Source organism: Micromonospora sp. GCM10011541, from assembly GCF_042650725.1.
Classification (GTDB): domain Bacteria; phylum Actinomycetota; class Actinomycetes; order Mycobacteriales; family Micromonosporaceae; genus Micromonospora; species Micromonospora sicca.
The window spans coordinates 22,383-39,192 of the sequence record NZ_JBHSBP010000105.1; the positions used below are offsets into that span (position 1 = coordinate 22,383).

Sequence of the window (16,810 nt, forward strand, 5' to 3'; positions counted from 1 at the left end):
GGCGTCTCGGACCACCGTACGCCCATCTACCCGGAGGTGGGGGATGCGACACCCCGGCATGTCGTGACTGAGCTGCGGCGATGATCACGGTGGGTGGTCGCCGGGCCCCCGGCGACCACCCACCGTCACGACGTCGTCAGAGCCGCTCCACCACGTAGTCGATGGAGGCGGTCAGCGCCTCCACATCGGCCGGCTCGACGGCCGGGAACAGCGCGATCCGGAGCTGGTTGCGGCCCAGCTTCCGGTACGGCTCGGTGTCCACGATGCCGTTGGCGCGCAGCGCCTTGGCGATCGCCGAGGCGTCCACCCCGTCGGCGAAGTCGATGGTGGCGACCACGTTGGAGCGCAGCGCCGGGTCGGCCACGAACGGGGTGGCGACGGCCGACCGCTCGGCCCAGCCGTACACGATGCCGGCGCTCTCGGCGGTCCGCTTGGCCGCCCAGGGCAGGCCGCCCTGCGAGTTCATCCAGTCGGTCTGCTCGGCGGCCAGGAAGATGGTGGCCAGCGCGGGCGTGTTGTACGTCTGCTCCAGCCGCGAGTTGTCGATCGCGGTGACCAGGTCGAGGAAGGCCGGGATGTAGCGGCCCGACGCCTTGATCTCGGTGGCCCGCTCCAGCGCGGCCGGGGACATCAGGGCCAGCCAGAGGCCGCCGTCCGAGCCGAAGCACTTCTGCGGGGCGAAGTAGTAGGCGTCGGTCTCGCCGACGTTGACCTCCAGGCCGCCGGCCCCGGAGGTGGCGTCGACCAGCAGCAGCGAGCCCTCGTCGGCGCCGGCCACCCGGCTGATCGGCACGGCCACGCCGGTGGAGGTCTCGTTGTGCGGGGTGGCGTAGACGTCCACGCCCGCCTCGGCGACCAGGGCGGGCGCGCTGCCCGGCTCGGCCCTGCGGACGGTCGGCTCGCCGAGGAACGGCGCATCCTTGACCGACTTGGCGAACTTGGCGCCGAACTCGCCGAAGCTGGCGAACTGGGCCCGGTCCCGGACCAGGCCGAAGGTGGCCACCTCCCAGAAGGCGGTGGTGCCGCCGTTGCCGATCACCACCTCGTAGCCCTCGGGGAGGGAGAAGAACTCGGCGATGCCCCGGCGGAGCCGGGCCACCTGGTCGCGGACCGTCTTCTGCCGGTGCGAGGTGCCCAGGTAGCTGGTGGCCACGTCGGCAAGTGCGGAGACCGCCGCGGGACGGACCTTGGACGGCCCGCAGCCGAACCGCCCGTCGGCGGGCTTGATGTCGTCGGGAATCCGGATGGTCGGTGCGTCAGCCACGGTGGTCGAGATCCTTCCGCAAGGGCGAGGGCGGGCCCGTTCAGCGGGCGCGGATCGACGGCCGAGGCGCGCGGGGCGCGACGCGACCGGGGTCCGGGCCCGGTCCGGCGACACTGCCGGCCTTCATCCTCGCACCCTGGGCGGGTCGCCCGACGGCTGGTCCCATCCGGCGGGGTGAGGCATGCGCCACACGACGCGCGAAGGGCCCCGTCCGCGCGGACGGGGCCCCTCGGGGTATCGCGGATCAGACGCCGTGCGGGATGGCGTCCCAGCCCTCGACCTGCTGCGGCTTGCGGGTGCCCGGGCCGACGTAGCGGGCCGACGGGCGGACCAGCCGCTGGAGCTCCTTCTGCTCCAGGATGTGCGCGGACCAGCCGCCCATCCGGGCGCAGGTGAACATCGAGGTGAACATGTGCGCCGGCACCTCGGCGAAGTCCAGCACCACGGCCGACCAGAACTCGACGTTGGTGGCCAGCACCCGGTCCGGGCGGCGGGCCTGGAGCTCGGCCAGCGCGGCCTTCTCCAACGCCTCGGCGACCTCGAAGCGCGGCGCGGCCAGCTCCTTGGCGGTGCGGCGCAGCACGCGGGCGCGCGGGTCCTCGGCCCGGTAGACCCGGTGGCCGAAGCCCATCAGCCGCTCGCCCCGGTCGAGGACGCCCTTGACGTACCCCTCGGCGTCGCCGCTGCGCTCGACGGCCTCCAGCATGCTGAGCACCCGGGACGGCGCGCCGCCGTGCAGCGGGCCGGAGAGGGCGCCGATGCCGGAGGAGATGCAGGCCGCGGCGTCGGCCCCGGTGGACGCGACGATCCGGGCGGTGAACGTGGAGGCGTTCAGGCCGTGCTCGGCGGCCGAGATGAAGTACGCGTCGACGGCCTTGACGTGCCGCGGGTCGGGCTCACCCCGCCAGCGCTTCATGAACCGCTCGACGATCGTCTCCGCCTTGTCGATCTCCTTCTGCGGCACCGCCGGCAGGCCCAGGCCGCGGGCGGACTGGGCGACGAAGGAGAGCGCGGTGACCGACACCCGGGCCAGGTCCTCGCGGGCCTGCTCGTCGGAGATGTCGAGGAGCTGGCTGAGCCCCCAGTACGGGGCGAGCATGGCGACGGCGGACTGCACGTCGACCCGGATGTCGCCGGAGTGCACCGGCACGGGGAACGGCTCGGCCGGCGGCAGGCCGGGGCCGAACCGCCCGTCGACCAGCAGCGCCCACACGTTGCCGAAGGAGACCTGACCGATCAGATCCTCGATGTCGACGCCGCGATAGCGCAGCGCGCCGCCCTCGCGGTCCGGTTCGGCGATCTCGGTCTCGAAGGCTACGACGCCCTCCAGGCCCGGTTTGAAGTCGGACATGTCGTCTCCTGGCTTCCGGCTCGGTGCGCCCGAGCGGGCCGGTCCGGCCCCGCACCTTAGGCGACCCTCAGGGATGTGTTCGTGCCATCTTGCCTGCTGGGTAACCGAGTGCGCGACCCGCAGCGGCTGTGCTGCACGCGACATCCCCGGCGGTGGACAAGCTCACCAGGTCGGCCAGACTGGGCGGTGGGGTCTGGCCAGCGTCTCCGGGACGCCGGCGGACCGGCGAGGGGGAAGAGAAACGTGACGGGCGACACAGTGGCCCCGGCGGCCATGCGGAACGAGTACGCCGCCGACCAGGGCCTGTCCGAGACGGATCTGGCGCCGGACTGGCACACCCAGTTCGACCGCTGGTTCGCCGAGGCGGTGGCATTCCCCCTCCCGGAGCCGAACGCCATGGTCGTCGCCACCGCCGACGCCGCCGGGCGGCCCAGCGGCCGGACCGTCCTGCTCAAGGGGTACGACCCGGAGGGCTTCGTCTTCTACACCAACTACGACTCGCGCAAGGGCGCCGAGGCGGCCGTCAACCCGTGGGCCAGCCTGGTCTTCCCCTGGTTTCCGATGCAGCGCCAGGTGGTCGTCAGCGGGCAGCTGGAGCGGGTGGACCGGGCGGAGACCGAGGCGTACTTCGCGAGCCGGCCGCGCGGCTCCCAGCTCGGGGCCTGGGCGAGCGCCCAGTCCCGGGTGATCCCCGACCGGGCCGCGCTGGACGACGCGTACGAGGCGGTGGCCGAGCGCTTCGCCGGGGTCGAGCGGATCCCGGCGCCACCGCACTGGGGCGGCCTGCGGGTCCGCCCGGCGTCGGTGGAGTTCTGGCAGGGGCGGGCCAGCCGGCTGCACGACCGGCTGCGGTTCCGGCGGACCGACGGCGGCGACTGGGTCACCGAGCGGCTGGCGCCGTGACCGGGGTCAGGGAGGCCCGGCCGCGCGGGGGGCGCCGCTGGGCGATCGACCTGCGCCCGCTGCGGGTGCCCGCGTACCGGCGGGTGTGGCTCGGCAACGGCGTGGCGATGTTCGGTTTCCAGTTCACCGCCGTGGCCGTACCGGTGGAGATGTTCGCGCTGACCGGCGGCTCGCTCTGGGTCGGGCTGCTCGGCATCGCCGGCTTCCTGCCGCTGCTGGTCTTCGGGCTCTGGGGCGGGGCCGTGGCCGACGCCCGGGACCGGCGGCGGGTGCTGCTCGCCGGCGGCGGGCTGCTCTGGGCGTCGACGCTGGCGCTGCTGGTGCAGGCGCTGTTCCGGGTGGGCAGCCCGGTGCTTCTCCTCGTGCTGGTGGCGGTGCAGTCGATCGCGTTCGCGATCACGTCGCCGGCACGCAGCGCGATCCTGCCCCGCCTGGTGCCCGCCGAACTGGTGCCGGCCGCGAGCACCCTGAACTTCACCACCTTCACCGCCACCTCGGTCTTCGGGCCACTGGCCGCCGGCTTGATCTTCGCCACCTGGCGGACCGACGTCGGGCTGCCGATCGCGTACGCGGTGGACGCGCTGCTGTTCACCGTCTCGTTCTGGGCCACGCTGCGGCTGCCCGCGATGCCGCCCGAGCCGGACCCGGACGGTGCCGCGATCCCGGGCAGGGCCGGCCTGGCCAGCATCGTCGACGGGTTCCGCTACCTGGCCACCACCCCGGTGCTGCTGCTCTCGTTCGCCATCGACCTGATCGCGATGGTGCTGGCGATGCCCCGGGCGCTCTTCCCCGAGGTGGCGCACGAGCGCTTCGGCGGCGGTGCGGCGGTCGGCTGGCTCTACAGCGCGATCGCCATCGGGTCGATGCTCGGCGGGCTCACCTCCGGCTGGATCGGCCGGCTGCGCCGGCAGGGGCTGGCGCTGGTGGTGGCGGTGGCCGGCTGGGGGCTGGCCGTCGCCGCCGCCGGGCTGGCCGGCCGGCTCTGGCTGATGGTGGTGCTGCTCGGCGTGGCCGGCGCGGCCGACCTGGTCAGCTCGGTGCTCCGGCAGTCGATGCTGCTGATCTACGCGCCGGACCGGATGCGTGGCCGGCTCCAGGGGGTGAACACGGTCGTCGTCGCCGGCGGTCCGCGTCTGGGCGACCTGCGGGCCGGCGGGTTGGCGGCCGGTTTCGGCGCCGGCGTCGCCTGGGTCGGCGGCGGCCTCGTCGCGGCCACCCTGGCGGTGCTGCTGGCGGTGGCCTTCCCGGCCCTGGTCCGCTACCGGGCCGCCGCCGCGTCGGGTGCCGACCGGGACTGACCCCGGCCGGTCGCGGGCTGGGACGGTGGTCGCGGGGTTGCGCGGGAGCCGGGGGCGAGCGGCTAAGGTCGCCGGCATGGAGAACGCCGCGAACCGGTCACCGTCCGGTGCACAGTGGACCATCGCCGCCGACGGCCACGAGGCGGTCATCGTCGAGGTGGGCGGTGGGCTGCGGGCGTACCGGCACGACGGGGTGGACTACCTCGACGGGTACGCGGCGGACGAGCTCTGCCCCGGCGCGGCCGGGCAGGTGCTGGCCCCCTGGCCGAACCGGATCCGGGACGGGGCGTACACCTTCGGCGAGCGGTCGTTGCAGCTCGACCTCAGCGAGCCGGCCCGGCACAACGCCATCCACGGCCTGGTCAACTGGGTCTCCTGGCACCTGGTCGAGCAGTCCGCGGACGCGGTGACCGTCGGCTACGACCTGCCGCCGAGTCCGGGGTACCCGTGGCCGCTGCGACTGCGGACTCGGTGGAGCGTGGGGCCGGCGGGGCTGCGGGTGGAGCACGAGACCACCAACCTCGGCGGCGAGCCCTGCCCGTTCGGCTACTCCATGCACCCGTACCTGCGGCTGCCCGGGGTCGCGGTGGACGAGCTGCTGCTGCGGGTGCCGGGGCGTACCCGGGTGCTGCTGGACTCCCGGCTGCTGCCGATCGGCGCCACCGCGGTCGCCGGCACCGAGTACGACTTCACCGAGCCCCGCGCGATCGGCGATGCGGTGCTGGATGTGGCCTTCGGCGACCTCGTCCGGGACGACGACGGCGGCTCGGCGGTGACCCTCGCCGCGCCGGACGGCTCGGCCGCGGTGCACGTCTGGGCGGACCGGGAGTTCGGCTGGTGGCAGGTCTTCACCGGGGACACCCTCACCGGGGAGCGGCACCGCCGCTCGGTGGCGGTGGAGCCGATGACCTGCCCGGCCGACGCGTTCCGCTCCGGCAAGGACGTCATCGTGCTGCAGCCCGGGCAGACCTGGCGGGGCGCCTGGGGCGTCCGGCCGGGGGCCTGAGCGGCACGGGGGAGCGGCATGGAGTTCGCCGAGGTGGTCCGGCGCCGCCGGATGGTGCGCAACTACGACCCGGACCGCCCGGTCCCGCCCGACGTGGTGGACCGGCTGCTGGACCACGCGGTGCGGGCGCCGTCGGCGGGCTTCGCGCAGGGCTGGGGCTTCCTGGTGCTGGAGACGCCGGAGGACCGGGAGCGGTTCTGGACGGCGGCCACCCCGGGCGGCGGCGGCCGGGAACGCTGGCTGGCGGGGATGCGCCGGGCGCCGCTGATCGTGGTGCCGCACGCGAACCGCTCGGCGTACCTGGAGCGGTACGCCGAGCCGGACAAGGGCTGGGCGGACCGCTCGGCCGAGCGCTGGCCGGTGCCCTACTGGTACGTCGACACCGGCTTCGCCGCCCTGCTGATGCTGCTCACCGCCGTGGACGAGGGGCTGGGGGCCTGTTTCTTCGGCATCCCGCCGGAGCGGCTCGACGGCTACCGGGAGGCGTTCGGGGTGCCCGCGGAGTACCAGCCGATCGGCGCGGTGACGGTGGGTTACCGGGCACCCGACCACCGGTCGCCGTCGTTGCGCCGGGGTCGCCGTCCGGTCGGTGAGGTGGTTCGCCGGGGGCGGTGGAGCTGAGGGCGATTCGTTCGGCCGGCCGAGGGTACGGGCGGTAGCGAAACCGACATGAGGGAGTAAAACGCAGTGTGGCGCGGGCGGCTAGGCTGGCACGGACATCAGCGCCACGCCGCGCGGTGCCCCGCCGTTCACCGGCGCGGCGCCGGGGGCCGGCCGGACCAGGGGGAGGGGAGCGTGCCGTGATCTTCAGAGCGGTCCGGGACGGGCGTCCCTACCCGGAGCACAACCTCACGCTCAAGCAGTGGGCGGAGATCCCGCCGCGCCCGCTGCGGCTCGACCAGCTCATCACCACCAAGCGGGAGCTGGCGCTGGACAAGCTCCTCGCCGAGGACTCGACCTTCTACGGCGATCTCTTCCCGCACGTCGTGCAGTGGAACGGCGGCCTCTACCTGGAGGACGGCCTGCACCGCGCGCTGCGCGCGGCGCTCCAGCAGCGCAACCAGATCCACGCCCGGGTGCTGGTGCTCGGCGGCCCGGCCGAGTGACGCCCGCCTGAAGAATCGTTAAGGTGACCGTCATGAGCCCTCTCGACCTGCTGGACATCGATGCGTCGCTGGGCGAGGAGGAGCGGCAGATCCGCGTCGTGGTGCGCCAGCTCGTCGACGACCGGGTGCGCCCGCACGTCGCCGGCTGGTACGAGGACGGCCAGGTGCCCGCCCGCGAGCTGGCCCGGGAGTTCGGCAAGCTCGGCCTGCTCGGCATGCACCTGGCCGGGTACGGCTGCGCCGGCGCCTCGGCGGTCGCGTACGGGCTGGCCTGCCTGGAACTGGAGGCCGGCGACTCCGGCGTCCGTTCGCTGGTCTCGGTGCAGGGTTCGCTGGCCATGTACGCCATCTGGCGGTTCGGCAGCGAGGAGCAGAAGCAGCGCTGGCTGCCCGCGATGGCGGCCGGCGAGGCGATCGGCTGCTTCGGGCTGACCGAGCCGGACCACGGCTCCGACCCGGGTTCGATGGCTACCCGGGCCCGCCGGGACGGCGACGACTGGGTGCTCAACGGCACCAAGATGTGGATCACCAACGCGCCGATCGCCGACGTCGGGGTGATCTGGGCGCGCACCGACGAGGGGGTGCGGGGATTCGCCGTACCGATGGACACGCCCGGGGTGACGGCGCGGGAGATTCGGCGCAAGATGTCGCTGCGCGCGTCGCTCACCGGCGAGATCGCCCTCGACGACGTCCGGCTGCCCGCGGACGCCCGGCTGCCCGAGGCGGTCGGGCTCAAGGCGCCGCTGAGCTGCCTGACCGAGGCCCGGTACGGCATCGTCTGGGGTGCGCTCGGCGCGGCCCGCGACTGCCTGGAGACGGCCCTGTCGTACGCGACCACCCGGACCCAGTTCGGCCGGCCGCTGGCCGGCTTCCAGCTCACCCAGGCCAAGCTCGCCGACATGGCGGTCGAGTGGAACAAGGGCCTGCTGCTCGCGCTGCACCTGGGCCGGCTCGCCGACGCCGGCAAGCTGCGCCCCGAGCAGGTCAGCGTCGGGAAGCTGAACAACGTGCGGGAGGCGCTGGCGATCGCCCGGGAGTGCCGGACGATCCTCGGCGCCAACGGCGTCTCCGGGGAGTACCCGGTGATGCGGCACGCCAACAACCTGGAGAGCGTGCTGACCTACGAGGGCACCTCGGAGATCCACCAGCTGGTCATCGGGCAGCGGCTGACCGGGCTGTCCGCGTTCGCCTGACCTGCGCCTTCGCCGGACCGGTCCGCTCGGCGAGCGGGTGTCGCACCGGGCACGTACCGTCATCATCAGTCGAGAAGTCTGACGAGGACGGTGAGGGCGATGGCCCGCGACGGTGGCATCAACGAGCCCACCAGGGAGTTCCCCGGTTACCCGACCGGCGACGACCTCCGGGCCCGGTCGGACGTCCCACCCGAGCCGGCGCCCGACGGCCGGCCGGCGTCGGGTGGGCCGGCCCGCGGCCTGCTCGGGGTGCTCGGCGCGGTCGCGCTGGCGGTGGTGGTGCTGCTCGGCGTGCAGGCCACCGGCATCCTGCCCGACTTCCGCAACCCGTTCGCCAAGGAGCAGACCGACCGCAGCCAGCCGCCGCTGCTGAAGTCGATCCGCGACCTCAGCCGGTACGTGGCCGCCGAGGGCAACTTCCAGGTGGTCATCGACCTGCAGAACGACCGGCAGAACGTGCCGGAGTTCCTGCTCAACGAGCGGACCCTCTTCGTCGGGGCGGGCAGCGTCGAGGCGTACGTCGACTTCGCCAAGATCGCCGACGGGGCGGTGGTCGAGTCCGCCGACGGGAAGTCGGTGGAGATCAAACTCCCGGCGCCGCAGCTCGGCGAGACCAACCTCGACCTGGAGAAGAGTTACGTCTTCGCCGAGCAGCGGGGCCTGCTCAACCGGCTGAACGACCTGGTGAAGGGCGACCCCAACCGGCAGCAGCAGGTGTACAAGCTGGCCGAGGACCGGATCACCGCCGCCGCCCGGGACAGCGGGCTGATCGCCCGCGCCGAGGAGAACACCCGCAAGATGCTGGAAGGGCTGCTGCGCTCGCTGGGCTACGAGAAGGTGACGGTCACCTACACCGCCCCCTGACCGCGTACGCCGACGCGCCCGCCCCGGCTCGGGGCGGGCGCGTCGCGTTCGGTCACCAGGGGATCAGTAGCGGGTCGCGGCGTAGCGCTCCTCGTTCGGCATCAGGATCCACAGCACCAGGTAGATGATCACCTGGGTGCCGGGCAGCAGCAGCGACAGCAGGAACAGCAGCCGGATCATGCCGGCCGACACGCCGAACCGCTGCGCGAGGCCGGCGCAGACACCGGCGAGCATGCGCCCCTCACGGGGCCGGACCAGTTTGCGACTCATCGTCGTACTCCCACTCTGCGGCGATCCGCCGCGCTGCGTTCAACGGTAGGAGGGGCCGCCCACCGCGCCCTCGGTCGCCAGGAGGATCGGCGGCCCCCGCACCCGTAGGTGCTTACCCCGCCGGGTCCGCGCCGACCCGGCAGCGCGTGGAGCGCCCGCGGCCGGGAGACGGGCCGGTGACGGAGGGGAGACGGAACGGGGCGGAGGGTGGGCGGTGTGCCGGCTGGGGGCGGGGGCCTGACCTGGGCGGGTAGGCTGGCCGGTCGGGCGCCCACACCCCGGGCACCCGCCAGCCGCTCCGGACCGGGTCGGCACGACCGGGCCGTGTTCTGCACAACGGGGCACGACGGCGAGGAAAGTGCAGCCATGATCAGTGTTTTCGATCTCTTCAGCGTCGGCATCGGGCCGTCCAGCTCGCACACCGTCGGGCCGATGCGCGCCGCCCGGACGTTCGTGTCCGGGCTCAAGGCCGACGGGCTCCTCGCCGACACCGCGCGGGTGCAGGCCGAGCTGTTCGGCTCGCTGGGCGCCACCGGGCACGGCCACGGCAGCGGCCCGGCCGTGCTGCTCGGGCTGGAGGGGGAGGCCCCGGAGTCGGTCGACACCGACACGGTCGGGCCGCGGGTCGAGCGGATCCGCGCGGAGCGGCGGCTCAGCCTGCTCGGTGCGCAGGAGATCGACTTCGACCCGGACCGGGACCTGGTGCTGCACCGCCGCCGGTCGCTGCCGTACCACCCGAACGGGATGACCTTCGTCGCGTACGACTCGGCCGGCGAGCAGGTCCGGGCGCGCACCTACTACTCGGTGGGCGGCGGGTTCGTGGTCGACGAGGCGGCGGCCGGGGCGGACCGGATCATCCCGGACACCACCCGGGTGCGGTACCCGTTCCTCACCGGCGGGGAACTGCTGGCGGTCACCACCGCCACCGGCCTGTCGATCAGCGACGTGATGCTCGCCAACGAGCTGTCCTGGCGTACCGAGGGGGAGGTGCGAGCCGGGCTGCTGGAGATCTGGCGGGTCATGCGGCAGTGCGTGGAGCGGGGTTGCGAGCGGGACGGCACCCTGCCGGGCGGGCTGAAGGTGCGGCGCCGGGCGGCCGAGCTGCGCCGCGGCCTGGAGGCGGAGACCGACTCCACCGACCCGCTGCGCGCGATGGACTGGGTCACCCTCTTCGCCCTGGCGGTGAACGAGGAGAACGCCGCCGGCGGCCGGGTGGTCACCGCGCCGACGAACGGCGCGGCCGGCATCATCCCGGCGGTGCTGCACTACTACACCCGGTTCGTGCCGGGCGCCTCCGACGAGGGCGTGGTCCGCTTCCTGCTGGCGGCCGGCGCGATCGGGGTGCTGTTCAAGGAGAACGCGTCGATCTCCGGCGCCGAGGTCGGCTGCCAGGGCGAGGTGGGTTCGGCCTGCTCGATGGCGGCCGCCGGGCTGGCCGAGGCGCTGGGCGGCACCCCCGAGCAGGTGGAGAACGCGGCCGAGATCGGCATGGAGCACAACCTGGGGCTCACCTGCGACCCGGTCGGGGGCCTGGTGCAGATCCCCTGCATCGAGCGGAACGCGGTGGCTAGCATCAAGGCGATCACCGCCGCCCGGCTGGCGCTGCGCGGCGACGGGGTGCACGCCGTCTCGCTGGACAAGGTCATCAAGACCATGCGGGAGACGGGCGCCGACATGAAGGTCAAGTACAAGGAGACGGCGCGGGGCGGCCTGGCGGTCAACGTTATCGAGTGCTGAGCCCGGCGGGGTGACCCGCCCCGAGCCCGCCGATGTCGGCGACGAGCGGCGGGAAGCGAGGAGGGGCCGGTGACGTCAGGCGTCGGTGCGCTCTGGTCGGCCCGCAACTCGCTGCGCATCCTGGTCAAGCGGGACCTCGCGGTGAAGTACCAGCAGTCGGTGCTGGGCTACCTCTGGTCGTTGATCGAGCCGCTCGGCATGGGCGCGATCTACTGGTTCGTGTTCGGGGAGCTCTATTCCGGGGCCACCCGACGGCACCTGGGCGACGCGGCGGGGTCGTACCCGCTCTTCCTGATCACCGGCATCTTCGCCTGGATGTGGGCCAGTTCGGCGATCAACGAGGCGACGAATGCGTTGACCGGTCAGGCCCGGCTGATCACCACGATGAACCTGCCCCGCCAGGTCTTCCCGATCGGCCGGGTCACCGGCCGCTTCGCCGAGTACGCCGCCGGCCTGCCCATCCTCGTCGGCATCGCCGCGGGGTACGCGGCGCACGGGAAGATCCACCCCGGCTGGTCCGTGCTCGCCCTGCCGCTGGCGGTCACGGTGCAGCTCGTCCTGCTGGTGGGGATCGCGCTGCTGCTGTCGGCGTGGAACGTGCTGATGCGGGACATCGAGCGGTTCATGCGGCTGATCATCCGGGTGCTCTTCTACGCCACCCCGATCATCTATCCGCTCAGCCTGGTCCGGGACTCCGGCATGCCCGGCTGGCTGAAGCTGGCCTACGAGCTGAACCCGCTGGTCGGCATCTTCCAGTTGCACCACGCCATCTGGTACCCGGACGAGTTCCCGGACGCCCGGCTGCTCGCTACCACCGTGCTGGGCAGCCTGCTGGTGCTGGCGTTCGGCTGGTGGTCGTTCCGCCGTCTCGAACCGGCCGTGCTCAAGGAACTGTGAATGGCGATCATCGAGGCGGAGGGCCTCGGCATCCGGTTCGTCCGCAACCGGCGTCGCCAGCTCCGGCTGCGGGAACTGCTCATCCACCGGGGCGGGCGGAACGCGGCAAGCGGCCAGTTCTGGCCGCTGCGCGACGTGTCGTTCCGGATCGAGCCGGGCGAGACGGTCGGCGTGGTGGGGCGCAACGGCACCGGGAAGAGCACGCTGTTGCGGCTGATCGCCGGGGTGCTCATTCCGGACGAGGGCCGGATCCGGGTCCACGGGGAGGTGGCGCCGCTGCTGGAACTCTCCGCCGGCTTCTCCAACGACCTGACCGGCCGGGAGAACCTCTACCTGGTCGGCGGCCTGCACGGGCTCTCCACCGGCTACCTGCGCCGGCACTTCGACGAGATCGTCTCGTTCGCCGGCGAGCAGGTCGAGCGCTCGATCGACACCTCGGTACGCCACTACTCGTCCGGGATGAAGGTCCGGCTCGGCTTCGCGGTGATCGCGCACCTGCCGCACCCCGTCCTGCTGGTGGACGAGGTGACCGCGGTCGGGGACGCGGAGTTCCGCGCCAAGTGCTATGCGACCATCGAGCGACTTCTCGCGGAAGGGCGCACGCTGGTGCTGGTGTCACACAACGAAAAGGACCTCACCCGGTTCTGTCGTCGGGGGCTCTACCTCGACGCGGGTCGGCTGACGGTCGACGGGACGATCGACGAGGCGCTCGCCGCCTACGCCGGCGCGGCACCGCGGTGACGCTCGCGATCGTGCTCGCCGCCGGCGCGGCGGGCGGGACGGACGAGGCCGGGGAGCGCCTGGCCGGGCAGTGGCGGCGGGCCGGCGCGGCCGAGGTGCGGGTCGCCGCCGACCTGTCCGAGCTGGCCGCGCTGGTGGCCGACGCCGGCGGCCCGGTGCTGGTCAGCGGCACCGACCTGGTGGCGCACACGGCGGTACTCAAGCACCTGGCGACCAGCCCGGTCGGGCCGACGGTGGCGTTGGTGCTCACCGATTCGCCCGCGCCCGGGCAGGTCGCGGTCCGGGAGGAGCGCGGCCAGGTGGTCGCGGTCGGTGACCCCGGCGAGCTGCCCGACGCGACGGGCGTCTTCGGTGGCGCGCTGCGGGTCGGCGTCGGCGACCTGCCCGCCCTGGCCGCCGCCGCCCGGTCGGCCGCGACGGCAGCCGGGCCCGGGGCCGCGGCGGTCCCGTCGGCCGGGTCCGCGGTGGACCGGCTCTTCGCCGAACTCGCGGCCTGCGGCACGCTGGCCTTCGCCCACCGGGTACGCCTGCTCGTCGCGCACCGGGTCGTCGATCCGGCCGGTCGGGCCGCCGCCGAGGCGGCCGTCGCCGCGGTCGACGAGGACCGGGCCGAGCTGCGCCTGTCGGTGAAGGAACGGGACGACTTCTTCACCACGTTCTTCGTCAGCACCTGGTCGCCGTACGTGGCGAAGGCGGCGGCCCGGATCGGGCTGGGCCCGACCGCGGTCACCATGATCTCGGTGGCCTTCGCGGTGGCGGCGGCGGTGCTCTTCGGGGTCGGCGGACGCCCCGCGCTGGTCGCCGGGGCGGTCCTGCTCTACCTGGGTTTCGTGCTGGACTGCGTGGACGGCCAGCTGGCCCGCTACACCCGGCACTTCAGCGCCTGGGGCGGCTGGCTGGACACCATGGCCGACCGGGCCAAGGAGTACCTGGTCTACGCCGGTCTCGGCTACGGCGCCACGCACGCCGGTTTCCGCTACGGCTGGGCCCTCGCCATCGCCGCGATGACCCTGCAGACCGTCCGGCACATGACCGACACCTGGTACGGCGTGCTGCACGACGAGGCCGCCCGCCGGCCCCGCCCGGCGACCGGGGACGCCGGCGGCATCGGCGGGAAGCTGAACGCCGCCTCGACGAAGGTGCAGGCGGACACCGGCTCGGTGTCGTACTGGCTGAAGCGGACGGTGGTCTTCCCGATCGGCGAGCGGTGGGCGCTGATCGCGCTGACCGCCGCGCTGTTCGGTCCGCTGGTGGCGCTCTGCGCGGTGCTGGTCTGGGGGACGTTGGCGTTCGCGTACACCGGGGCGTTGCGGACGTTGCGCGCCCGTTGGATGCGGGTGCCCGTGCTGACCACGGTCGACGCCACCCTGCACCGCGACGACGGGCCGCTGGCCCGGACGCTGCCGGTGTCGCGCGGGCCGCTGGCGCTGGCGGTGTTCGGCGCGCTGGGCGCGGCGGTGCTGCTGGTCGCCGCGCTGCGTACGGTGCACGCCGACGGCCGGCTGCCGGGCTGGGCCGTGCCGGTGGGCCTGCTGGTGCTGCTGGCCGGCGGGTTCGGGGCGCGCGCGGCGCACGCCGGGCCGCTGGACTGGCTGGTGCCGGCCGCGCTGCGGGCCGGGGAGTACCTCTTCGCGATCGCCGTCGGGGTGGCCGGCCGCGCGCCGGCCTGGCTGATCTTCGGGTACGTCTTCGTGCTCACCCTGCACCACTACGACCTGACCGCCCGGCTGGAGAAGCGGCAGGCGGCCCCGCCGCTGCACGCCGCCACGCTGGGCTGGGACGGTCGCTCGGTCGTGCTGGCGGTCGCGTCAATCGCCGGAATTGCGAGTATCGCTCTGGCTACACTCGGTACGTACCTTCTCGTGGTTTTCGTCGCGAGTGTGGTCCTCGCCTGGGTGGTCCTGCCGGCCCGCGCCCGACGGACGCCGGTGCCGGTGGGCGGAGGTGACCGCTCGCCGGGCTGACGGAGGGCCAGGCCGGGATGACTCTGATCAGCTTCGTCGTACCGGCCTTCGGGGTGCAGGGCTACCTGCGGGAATGCCTCGACTCGATCCTCGACCAGCCGTCCGTCGACCTGGAGCTGATCGGGGTCGACGACGCGTCCCCGGACGGCAGCGGCGAGATCCTGGCCGAGTACGCGGCCCGCGACCCCCGGGTCCACGCGGTCCGCCTCAGCGAGAACGTCGGCCTCGGTCCGGCCCGCAACATCGGGCTGGACCGGGCCGTCGGCGAGTACGTCTGGTTCGTCGACGGCGACGACTGGCTGGTCCCCGGCTGCCTGCCGCACGTCGCCGACCGGCTCGTCGCCACCCGCCCCGACGTGCTGGTCGTCGACCACGTCCGGATGCACTGGAACAACGTCGGCACCCGCAGCGCGATGCGCGACGTCTTCCCGGAACCGCCCGGCGAGGTGACGTTTCCGCTGCGGGGCCGGCCGGAGACCATGCGGCTGCTGCACACCGCCTGGAACCGGCCGGCCCGCCGGCAGTTCCTCGTCGACCGGGAGCTGCGCTTCGCCCCGGGCTGGTACGAGGACGTCTCGTTCAGCTACCCCGCGCTGATGGCCGCCGAGCGGATCGGGGTGCTGGACCGCGTCTGCCTCAACTACCGGCAGCGGCGGACCGGGGCGATCACCCGCACCCGGGGCGACCGGCACTTCGACGTGTTCGCCCAGTGGCACCGGGTGTTCCGGCTGATGGACCGGTGGGGGCCGGCGATCGCGGAGCTGCGGCCCGCGGTCTTCGAACGGATGATCTGGCACTACCTGACGGTGCTCGGCAACGGCGACCGGATCGCCCCGGAGCTGCGCCCGGCGTTCTTCGCCCAGATCCACGCCGACTTCAACCGATTCCGGCCGCCCGGCGGCTACCCGGTCCCGTCCGGGGTGGAGGGACTGAAGCACCGGCTGGTGGCGGCCGGCCGATGGCGTACCTTCAGCGCCCTGCGCGGCGCCAACCAGGCCGGGGACGCCGCCCGGCGCTCGGTGCGGCGGGTCCGCCGCCGGGTGCTGCCGGTGGCCCGGCGGACCGCGCGGGTGACCCGGGAGAGGGCGCTGCGCGAGTACTACCGGGCCGAGCTGCGCCGGCCGCTCGACCCGACGCTCGCCGTCTACGCCGCCTACTGGTACCGGGGATACGCCTGCAACCCGGCCGCCGTGTACGCCGCCGCCCGCCGGCTCGCCCCGCACATCCGCGGCGTGTGGATCGTCCGGCGGGACCGGGTCGACACGCTCCCGCCCGGGGTGGAGTACGTGGTCGCCGGCACCCCGGCCTACTACCGGGCCCTGGCCCGGGCCCGCTGGCTGGTCAACAACGTCAACTTCCCGGACTTCGTCCGCAAGCGCCCCGGCTCGGTGCACCTGCAGACCCACCACGGCACCCCGGTGAAGGTGATGGGGCTGGACCAGCAGTGCTACCCGGTCGGCGCGACGGGGATGGACTTCGCGAAGCTGCTGCACCGGGTGGACCGCTGGGACTACAGCGTCACCTCGAACAGCTTCTCCACCCAGATGTGGGAGCGGGCGTACCCGGCCGCGTACACCACGCTGGAGGTCGGCTACCCGCGCAACGACCGGCTGGCGCTGGCCACCCCGGACGAGATCCGCAAGGTCCGGGCGGAGCTGGGCATCGGGCCGGACGAGCGGGCCGTGCTCTACGCGCCGACCCACCGGGAGCACCTGCCCGGCTGGCGGCCGCCGTTCGACCCGGACCGGCTGCTCGACGTGCTGGGGCCGAGCGGCCGGCTGCTGATGCGCAGCCACTACTTCCACGACCGGGACCGGCGGCCCCGGGGACCGGCGGCCGGCGGGCTGCTCGACGTCAGCTCCCACGACCGGGTGGAGGACCTCTACCTCGCCGCCGACGTGCTGGTCACCGACTACTCGTCGGCGATGTTCGACTACGCCGTCCTGGACCGGCCGATCGTCGTCTACGCGCCGGACTGGGAGGCGTACCGGGTGGCCCGGGGCGTCTACTTCGACCTGCTGGCGGAGCCGCCGGGCGCGGTGGCCGTGGACTTCCCCCAACTGCTCGAACTGTTCAGCTCCGACGCCGTCCGGTCGGCGGCCGCCGACCAGGCCCGGCAACGGTTCCGGGCCCGGTTCTGCGCGCTGGACGACGGGCACGCCGCCGAGCGGGTGGTCCGCCGGGTCTTCCTCGACGAGCCGGTCTGAGCGGCCGGG

Annotated in this window: 15 protein-coding genes; 12 read left to right on the plus strand and 3 right to left on the minus strand. The window is 73.7% G+C overall.

Annotation, left to right across the window (positions count from 1 at the left end):
* Nucleotides 1–136: 136 nt before the first annotated feature.
* Together serC and ACFOYX_RS35370 are read right to left on the minus strand one after the other, a co-directional pair.
* Nucleotides 137–1,264 (minus strand): phosphoserine transaminase, encoded by a 1,128-nt coding sequence (serC, locus tag ACFOYX_RS35365; RefSeq protein ID WP_322440152.1) that lies wholly within the window; start codon nt 1,262–1,264, stop codon nt 137–139.
* 244 nt (nt 1,265–1,508) lie between these two features.
* The gene (locus tag ACFOYX_RS35370; RefSeq protein WP_322440151.1) at nt 1,509–2,615 is read right to left on the minus strand and encodes a citrate synthase 2; all 1,107 of its coding nucleotides are present in this window, start codon (nt 2,613–2,615) and stop codon (nt 1,509–1,511) included.
* Nucleotides 2,616–2,888: 273 nt separating this feature from the next.
* On the opposite strand from ACFOYX_RS35370, the gene pdxH reads away from it, so the two are divergent.
* The 7 genes from pdxH (at nt 2,889) to ACFOYX_RS35405 (ending at nt 8,985) form a co-directional block, all read left to right on the plus strand.
* The gene (gene pdxH / locus ACFOYX_RS35375) at nt 2,889–3,518 is read left to right on the plus strand and encodes a pyridoxamine 5'-phosphate oxidase (RefSeq protein WP_322440168.1); all 630 of its coding nucleotides are present in this window, start codon (nt 2,889–2,891) and stop codon (nt 3,516–3,518) included.
* The gene (locus ACFOYX_RS35380) at nt 3,515–4,816 is read left to right on the plus strand and encodes an MFS transporter (protein WP_322440150.1); all 1,302 of its coding nucleotides are present in this window, start codon (nt 3,515–3,517) and stop codon (nt 4,814–4,816) included. Before pdxH ends, ACFOYX_RS35380 begins: the two co-directional genes overlap by 4 nt.
* Nucleotides 4,817–4,892: 76 nt before the next feature.
* On the plus strand, nt 4,893–5,822 hold the full coding sequence (locus tag ACFOYX_RS35385) for an aldose 1-epimerase family protein (RefSeq protein ID WP_109805636.1): 930 nt from the start codon (nt 4,893–4,895) through the stop codon (nt 5,820–5,822).
* A gap of 18 nt (nt 5,823–5,840) precedes the next feature.
* Nucleotides 5,841–6,443 carry a nitroreductase family protein gene (locus tag ACFOYX_RS35390; protein WP_109805635.1) on the plus strand — a complete coding sequence of 201 codons (603 nt, stop codon included), beginning with the start codon at nt 5,841–5,843 and terminating at the stop codon, nt 6,441–6,443.
* A 179-nt stretch (nt 6,444–6,622) separates the two neighbouring features.
* A complete protein-coding gene (locus ACFOYX_RS35395; RefSeq protein ID WP_109805634.1) occupies nt 6,623–6,928 on the plus strand; it encodes a type II toxin-antitoxin system VapB family antitoxin in 306 nt (101 codons plus the stop codon).
* A gap of 32 nt (nt 6,929–6,960) precedes the next feature.
* Entirely contained in the window at nt 6,961–8,121 is a 1,161-nt protein-coding gene (locus tag ACFOYX_RS35400; protein ID WP_322440149.1) for an acyl-CoA dehydrogenase family protein, read from the plus strand.
* Nucleotides 8,122–8,220: 99 nt separating this feature from the next.
* Nucleotides 8,221–8,985: a DUF4230 domain-containing protein gene (locus ACFOYX_RS35405; RefSeq protein WP_322440148.1), complete on the plus strand. Its 765-nt coding sequence runs from the start codon at nt 8,221–8,223 to the stop codon at nt 8,983–8,985.
* A 63-nt stretch (nt 8,986–9,048) separates the two neighbouring features.
* Here the strand turns inward: ACFOYX_RS35405 and ACFOYX_RS35410 are convergent, their stop codons facing one another.
* Nucleotides 9,049–9,255 (minus strand): PspC domain-containing protein, encoded by a 207-nt coding sequence (locus ACFOYX_RS35410; RefSeq protein ID WP_322440147.1) that lies wholly within the window; start codon nt 9,253–9,255, stop codon nt 9,049–9,051.
* Between the two features lie 366 nt (nt 9,256–9,621).
* Here ACFOYX_RS35410 and ACFOYX_RS35415 point away from each other — a divergent pair, with 366 nt between their 5' ends.
* From ACFOYX_RS35415 to ACFOYX_RS35435, 5 genes are all read left to right on the plus strand, one after another.
* Complete coding sequence (locus ACFOYX_RS35415; RefSeq protein ID WP_322440146.1) at nt 9,622–10,992, plus strand: L-serine ammonia-lyase; 1,371 nt, start codon at nt 9,622–9,624, stop codon at nt 10,990–10,992.
* Between the two features lie 69 nt (nt 10,993–11,061).
* Complete coding sequence (locus ACFOYX_RS35420; RefSeq protein WP_322440145.1) at nt 11,062–11,889, plus strand: ABC transporter permease; 828 nt, start codon at nt 11,062–11,064, stop codon at nt 11,887–11,889.
* Nucleotides 11,890–12,630, plus strand: coding sequence for an ABC transporter ATP-binding protein (locus ACFOYX_RS35425; RefSeq protein WP_322440144.1), 741 nt, complete (start codon nt 11,890–11,892; stop codon nt 12,628–12,630).
* Nucleotides 12,627–14,594, plus strand: coding sequence for a DUF5941 domain-containing protein (locus ACFOYX_RS35430; RefSeq protein ID WP_322440143.1), 1,968 nt, complete (start codon nt 12,627–12,629; stop codon nt 14,592–14,594). Before ACFOYX_RS35425 ends, ACFOYX_RS35430 begins: the two co-directional genes overlap by 4 nt.
* 17 nt (nt 14,595–14,611) lie before the next feature.
* Nucleotides 14,612–16,801 (plus strand): bifunctional glycosyltransferase family 2 protein/CDP-glycerol:glycerophosphate glycerophosphotransferase, encoded by a 2,190-nt coding sequence (locus ACFOYX_RS35435; RefSeq protein ID WP_322440142.1) that lies wholly within the window; start codon nt 14,612–14,614, stop codon nt 16,799–16,801.
* Nucleotides 16,802–16,810 lie beyond the last annotated feature (9 nt).